This window comes from Halogeometricum sp. CBA1124, from assembly GCF_009741955.1.
Lineage (GTDB): Archaea > Halobacteriota > Halobacteria > Halobacteriales > Haloferacaceae > Halogeometricum > Halogeometricum rufum.
On sequence record NZ_WPCD01000211.1, the window covers coordinates 1 to 6,396 of the forward strand.

Below are 6,396 nucleotides of genomic sequence, written 5' to 3' on the forward strand. Positions count from 1 at the left end.
CCGCCGAGGGCACCGAAACCGGTCGCCCGCCGAGGGCACCGAACCGCCGCGCCGACTGACGGCGAGACCGGTACGCCCGCCGAGGGCACCGGCACCTCCACCGGCACGCCCGGCTTCGGTGTCGTCGTCGCCGTGACGGCGCTCCTCGCCGCGGCGTTCGTCGCCGTCCGCCGCGACTACGTCCGAACCACCGGCTCACGCCGGTCTCCACACTTCACCTTTCTTTCGACGCTCCGACCCGAGAGCGACAGCGACCGCCGAAGAACGGTCGTCGCCACCGGGGCCGAGAGACGACGGCCGGCCGCCCGACGTGGAGCGACCACGACACCGCACGCCGACGCTCGACGGTCGCTCACCCGCCCGGACCGCCGCGACCACCGTCTATAACACGACCGACAGAGATGCTCTCTGCATGGCTATCGACCTTCGCAGCGACACGGTGACGCGGCCGTCCGAAGCGATGCGCGACGCCGCGCGCGACGCGCCCGTCGGCGACGACGTGTACGGCGACGACCCGACGGTGAACGAACTCGAAGCGACCGCGGCCGAGCGAGTCGGGATGGAGGCGGCCCTGTACGTCCCGACGGGGACGATGGGCAACCAGATAGCCGCCCGCGTCCACACCGACCGCGGGCAGGAGGTGCTGTTGGACGAACAGGCGCACGTCTACAAGTGGGAACTCGGCGGCCTCGCGCAACTCTCGGGACTGCAGGTCCGCTCGTTCGACGGCGGCGACGCCGCCGCGCCCGCGCCCGAACAGGTCCGCGCGGGCTACGTCGCCGAGAGTCTCCACGAGGCCGGGACCGGTCTGCTCGCACTGGAGAACACTCACAACGCCCGGGGCGCGTCGCCGTCCCGCCCGAGACCATCGACGCCGCCGCCGACGCCGCCCACGAACTCGGCGTGCCGGTCCACCTCGACGGGGCGCGCCTGTTCAACGCCTGCGTCGCCCTCGACGTCGACCCCGAGCGCATGACGCGCGAGGTGGACTCGGTGATGTTCTGCCTCTCGAAGGGCCTCGGCGCGCCCGTCGGGTCGATGCTCGCCGGCAGCGAGGAGTACGTCGAACGCGCCCGTCGCGTCCGCAAACTGTTCGGCGGCGGGATGCGGCAAGCGGGGATAATCGCCGCCCCCGGACTGGCGGCCCTCGACAACGTCGACCGACTGGCCGACGACCACGCCAACGCCGCGCGTCTCGCCGAGGGGTTGGACGCCGTCGACGGCCTGCGCGCCCCCGCCCCCGACACGAACATCGTGCAGGTGTTCACGGACGAGGTGGGCCTCTCGGCCGACGAGTTCGTCGACGTCTGCGAAGACGCGGGGGTCCTCGGCGGCGCGCACGGCGACTATCTCACGCGGTTCTGTACCCACCTCGACGTGTCTGCCGACGACGTGGACGCGGCGATAGAACGAATCGAGTCGCGATGGCCGAGCGCTGAGGCCGAGCGCTCTCGGCTACAGTTCGGGCTCGATGTAGACGAACTTCACCCGTTTGTCCTCGGCCTTCATCTTCCGCTCTATCGCCGAGATGTCGTCGTCCAAGTCAGCGGTGTCGAGGCCTGAATCGAAGCTGATGTCGGCGTTGACGAGCACCTTCTCCGGGCCGACGTGGACCGTCCGGAAGTTGTCGACGTGGACGACGCCGGGGTGAGCCAGAACGACCTCGCGGAGTCGCTTCTCGACGTCGTTCGGGAGGCTCTCGCCGAGGAGGAGCCGCTTGTTCTCCCACGCGAGGGCGAGCGCGAACCCCATCAGGAGGACGCCGATGACCGCGGCGCTGACGGCGTCGTAGATGTAGTTGCCCGTCACCTCGGTGAGGACGACGCCCACGAGGGCGATGCCGGCGCGAGGAGGGCGATGCCGTCCTCGGTGAACGCCGTCAGCGTCGTCACGTCGCTCGTCTTTCGGAACGCGTCGACGACGCCGTCCCACTCGTACTCGCGTATCTGCCGCCGGAGTTCGGCCGCGGCCTTCTTCATCGCGTAACTCTCGAAGGCGATGGCGCCGACGAGGACGACGACGTTGACGTACCACCCGGGGAACGTGTAGCCCGCGAACGACACCAGTCCGCCGAGGGCGTGGCCGCCGTGGAGGATGGCCTCGTAGCCGTGTTTCAGCGACTCCCACCCGGCGATGCCGAACAGCAACACCGAGACGAGAAACGAGTAGAAGAACTGTGCCTTCCCGTAGCCGAACGGGTGCGCTCGGCTCGCTTCCTTCCCGCTGTACCGGATGCCGACGAGGAGGAACACCTGGTTCCCGGTGTCGGAGATGGAGTGGTACGTCTCCGACAGCATCGAGGGACTCCCGGTGAGGAGGAAGCCGAGGAACTTCAGAACCGCGATGGCGCCGTTCGCGACGAGGGCCGCGATGACGACGCCTCTGCTACCTGCCATACTCACACCTCTTGCGTCTCCCGTAAGAGCGTTTCCACAGACGCACACCGCCCCGGCGGGCGAGGCGGCACCGAGTCGAGACCGACTGCCGTCGAGTCGAAGCCGAACGCACTCGACGACGAGACGACCGGAGCGGAGCGGAACGTTCCTGACCCTGCGGTTCGTAGTCTCGGGCGATGCTGACCGTCGTCTCCGACACGCACAGTACGAGTTCGCACCGCCTCACCGGCCGGACGCTCGACGCCGTCCGCGAGGCGGAGTCCGTCGTCCACCTCGGCGACTTCATCTACGAGTCCGCCGGGGCGTCCGCGTACGACGGCCGCGACGTCGAACTTCCGAGCGGCGCGTCGCAGGCGATGGACCTCGCGGACTTCCGGCACCTGCACCGGACGTACCGCACGGACCGGTTCCTCCGACGCGCGCTCAGACGGCACACCCTGATAGCGACGTGGGACGACCACGAGATAGTGAACAATCGCTACTGGGACTACGAGGCGGACGCGCCGGGCTGTTGGCCCGCGGACCACCCGGCGGCGAACGACGCCGAACGCCTCCGGGACCTGTTCGCCGACGGCATCCGAGCGTGGTGGGAGTACCTCCCCGCGCGGGTGCGCTACGACGAGGACGCGCCCCTCCGCGAGCGGATTCGGCTGAACCGCGAGTTCGCCTTCGGCGACCTGGTGGACCTCGTCGTGACCGACGAACGCCTCCACCGCTCGGAACAGGCGGGGACCCAGCGCGCCCGACAGCTCTCCTTCCAGTCCGACGACGAGAGCGGGTCCAGTCGGACCATCCTCGGCGAGCGTCAGCGCGAGTGGTTCCTCGACAGCCTCGACGCCTCCGAGGCGACGTGGACGGCGTGGGCGAACGAGGTGCTGAACATGGCGTTCAGCCTCCGCGAGGACGGTAACCGCGTCTACAACGCCGACGCGTGGGACGGCTACGAGGCCGAACGCGCGACCATCACGGACGCGCTGGCGGACGTGGCCAACGCCGTCGCCCTCACCGGCGACATGCACACCGCACTCGCGGGCTACGTCCAGCAGTCGTACCCCGACGACGACGAGGCGTCACCGTCCCGCGTCGGCGTCGAGTTCATGACGCCCGCGGTGACCAGCGTCAACCTCGGCGAACTGCTGGAACTGCCGGACGGCGAGTTCGGCCGGCGACTCGCCAGCGAACTCGTCGCGGAGACGAACCCGCACGTGGAGTTCTTCGACAGCCACCACTGGGGGTACGCGACGGTGACGTTCACGCCCGACAACTGCACCTACTCGGCGTGGGCCGTCGACAAGGACAGCGACGAGATGGGCGACCGGGAGCGACTGGCGATCCTCCGCGTCCGGGCGGGCGAGACGGAGATACGCGACGTGCGGTAGCGCCGCGGCCCGCGCCGTTCCGCCCGGGCATCGTCGCGACAGACAGTCACGTCGGTCTGCGAAACGGCTACACTCCCGGGCGTCCCACGGGAGGCATGGAACTCGACCTCCTCGTGTGGCTCCTGGGTGCGTTCTTCCTCGCGGCGGCGGTGTTCGGCGTCGGCGCCGTCGCCGTCGCGCGTGGACGGCCACCCGGACGCTGGACAGACTGTTCACGGCCGTCTCCCCCGTCCGCACCGGGTCGGCGTCGGGGATTCGCGACGTGGAGGCGCACCTCGCGACGCTGGCTTCCGCCCCGCACGTCGATTCGGGCGTCGTCCGCGCCGTCGTCCCCGAGGCGCGCCGCGGCCACGGGCGACTCCTCGCCCGCCTACAGCGACGCCCGGCGTCCGGTTCGACGTGGTACTTCCGGTCGAGGGCCACGAGACGACGCTCCCGGTGTGGACCCCCCTCCCCCGACCGACTGACGGCCGGACGGAGTTCGAACGCGTCGCCGCCGCCTGCGGCGTCGCCCCCCGAGCGAATCTCCGACGCCGTCGGCGAGGAGGTGGCGGTCAAGCGACTCGACGACCGGTGGGTGGTCGGCGCGCCGCGCGTCGGCACGCCGACGCGCGACGATTCGGCCCGGTCGTGGGTGACCGAGACCGACCGGCGCTGAGTCCCGGGTCGTCACCCCGTGGCCGGCGTCGCCTCCGCGGCGAGTCGCTTCGGAACGGAGCGACCGCCCGGCGACCCGAACGCCCGTTCAGGCGTCGCTCCGGTGCGACGCGACGACGTCCGCCCACGCGACGCGTCCCGCCTCGACCACGTTCGCGGGCGAGAGGGCGTCGGTGTTCAGCGCCGCCATCGAACTCGGGAGGTTGGGGTCGAGTCCGCCGAGGACGCCCGCGATGTCGTTGTGCGCCGGCGGCGGCCGCCCGACGTTCTCTATCGACGGGTCCGGCACGTCGCCCGCCGTGACGACGACGCGGCAGACCATCCCGAACGGGTCGTGCGGCGGGCAGTAGCAGTCGTAGACGCCCGGCGTCTCGAACCGGTAGAGCCAGTAGCCGCCGACGGGGACGAGTGGGGACGAGAATGGCCCCACGCCGTCGGGGACCCGGTTCTGGCGCCCGTGCCGTTCGTGGTAGGGCGCGACGGCGTGGTCCGGCGACTCCGCGCTGAACAGGACCACGTCGCCGGGTTCGACGCGGAGTCCGGCCGGGCCGAAGTGGAAACCGAGAGTGTCGGCGACCATCCGGCTATCGCCGCCACCGTCAGCGTCTGCGTCCCCTCCGGCGTCTCGAAGTCGACCGCCGCGTCCGGGCGGTGGAGCGTCTCCCGTTCGACCGTCCCGTCGGCGACGGACTCGTTGATGCTCTGCGTCGTCACGTCCGAGAGCGCCCCCTGTTCGCCGATGGCCAACAGCGCACCCGGCAGGTCGATGTTCATCTCCACCTCGTGGGACGGCCGAATCGGCGGCGCGAACGCCTCGAAGCACTCCGCTCCGGCCTCGCCCCCGCAGGGGTTCGGGTCCGCCGACGCGTAGCCGAACAGCGGGTCGAGTTCCGCGGGCATCCCGCCGTCGCCGCCCTCGCCGTCGTCGCCCCCGCCACCGCCCTCACCATCGTCGGCCCCCGGTCCGTCGTCCGTCCCGGTGTGTTCGTCCGCCGCCGCGGTGGTCGCACCGAGACCGAGCGCCGTCGTCGCGCCCGCCGCGCGGAGGACGGTCCGCCGCGCGACGGCCAGTCGCGTCGCTGTCTGTTCGTCGGTTCCAGCCTCGCTCCCCTCGTCTGTGCTATTCATTGGCACACCCGCTGGACAGTGCGACGAGCGGACGAATAAAAACTGCGGAACTAGTCTCTCAGTTGACACTCTCCGAAATCGAGAGAAGCGACGCACCGGTCGCCGCCGTGCCGGCGGGGCGCGCCACCGGCACGCATCCTCGGTGAATCGCGCCGTCCCGACGCGTTCGACCGCGCTACGGCGACGGCAGGAGCGTCGAGACGCGCGCGTTCTCCTTCAGGCGGATGCCGCCGGTGGGCATCGACAGCGGGACGGTTCCGAGCGAGTCGGTGAACAGCGTCGGGTGCGAGCGCCGCGTTCGCGCAGTTCGGTCCGAGGTTGGAGGACGGCGGTATCCTCGCCCGTGAGCGTCTCGTTGTACGACAGGAGGTACTGACCGCCGTCGAGGTTCCACCAGCCGTAGTCGTCGTCGGGGTCTCGCTTCTCCGTCTCGACGGGCGCGGACTCGGCGGCGGTCAGTTCGTCGCCGCCGAAGTCCACGCGCCCGGGGTCCTCGACGACGCGTATCTCCGCGGCGGTCAGGTCGACGCCCCCGTCGTGGACCTGCGTCTCCGCGTGGACGATGCCGTCGAGTCGGTCGGCGAGCGTGTCGCTCATGGGTCGGCGTTGCGTCGCGCCCGGCAAAAAGCCCCGGTCGGACCCGGCGTTTTATCCACGGGCGCGAGACTGTCGGTTCATGTCGTCTCGGAAGACGGTCGCCGCCGTCCTCGCGGGCGCTGGCTGACGCTCCTCTCGCGTGGGAACTGCTCGCCGTCAGCGCGACGGTCCTGGTGTGGCACCACGGGGGCGACGCCGTCCGTCCGGCGTTCCGCTACGCCCGTCTACCACCTCTCGGC

The 6,396-nt window shown here is 70.7% G+C and carries 5 protein-coding genes and 4 pseudogenes; 5 read left to right on the forward strand and 4 right to left on the reverse strand.

The features are described 5' to 3' along the window. Both GJ632_RS25005 and GJ632_RS18325 read left to right on the forward strand, forming a co-directional pair. The coding region (locus GJ632_RS25005) for a PGF-CTERM sorting domain-containing protein (RefSeq protein ID WP_305037692.1) at window positions 1-387 on the forward strand (387 nt) is incomplete at its 5' end. Between the two features lie 25 nt (window positions 388-412). After that, window positions 413-1,416: pseudogene (locus GJ632_RS18325) on the forward strand (threonine aldolase family protein); the annotation flags it as partial. Window positions 1,417-1,455: 39 nt separating this feature from the next. Here the strand turns inward: GJ632_RS18325 and GJ632_RS18330 are convergent. Continuing rightward, window positions 1,456-2,396 (reverse strand): annotated as a pseudogene (locus GJ632_RS18330) (cation diffusion facilitator family transporter). Between the two features lie 176 nt (window positions 2,397-2,572). Between GJ632_RS18330 and GJ632_RS18335 the strand changes: the two are divergent. After that, a complete protein-coding gene (locus tag GJ632_RS18335; RefSeq protein ID WP_191453701.1) occupies window positions 2,573-3,775 on the forward strand; it encodes an alkaline phosphatase D family protein in 1,203 nt (400 codons plus the stop codon). A gap of 115 nt (window positions 3,776-3,890) precedes the next feature. Next, window positions 3,891-4,433 (forward strand): hypothetical protein, encoded by a 543-nt coding sequence (locus GJ632_RS18340; RefSeq protein WP_191453702.1) that lies wholly within the window; start codon window positions 3,891-3,893, stop codon window positions 4,431-4,433. Window positions 4,434-4,520: 87 nt separating this feature from the next. Here the strand turns inward: GJ632_RS18340 and GJ632_RS22430 are convergent, their stop codons facing one another. Both GJ632_RS22430 and GJ632_RS26070 read right to left on the reverse strand, forming a co-directional pair. Further along, window positions 4,521-4,754: a hypothetical protein gene (locus GJ632_RS22430; RefSeq protein ID WP_197428081.1), complete on the reverse strand. Its 234-nt coding sequence runs from the start codon at window positions 4,752-4,754 to the stop codon at window positions 4,521-4,523. A gap of 39 nt (window positions 4,755-4,793) precedes the next feature. Then, window positions 4,794-5,012 (reverse strand): annotated as a pseudogene (locus GJ632_RS26070) (plastocyanin); the annotation flags it as partial. Between GJ632_RS26070 and GJ632_RS26075 the strand changes: the two are divergent. Further along, window positions 4,986-5,303 carry a hypothetical protein gene (locus tag GJ632_RS26075; RefSeq protein WP_394351833.1) on the forward strand — a complete coding sequence of 106 codons (318 nt, stop codon included), beginning with the start codon at window positions 4,986-4,988 and terminating at the stop codon, window positions 5,301-5,303. The pseudogene GJ632_RS26070 and the gene GJ632_RS26075 overlap by 27 nt on opposite strands. A gap of 432 nt (window positions 5,304-5,735) precedes the next feature. Here the strand turns inward: GJ632_RS26075 and GJ632_RS18350 are convergent. Continuing rightward, window positions 5,736-6,157: pseudogene (locus tag GJ632_RS18350) on the reverse strand (dCTP deaminase). Window positions 6,158-6,396: the final 239 nt, after the last annotated feature.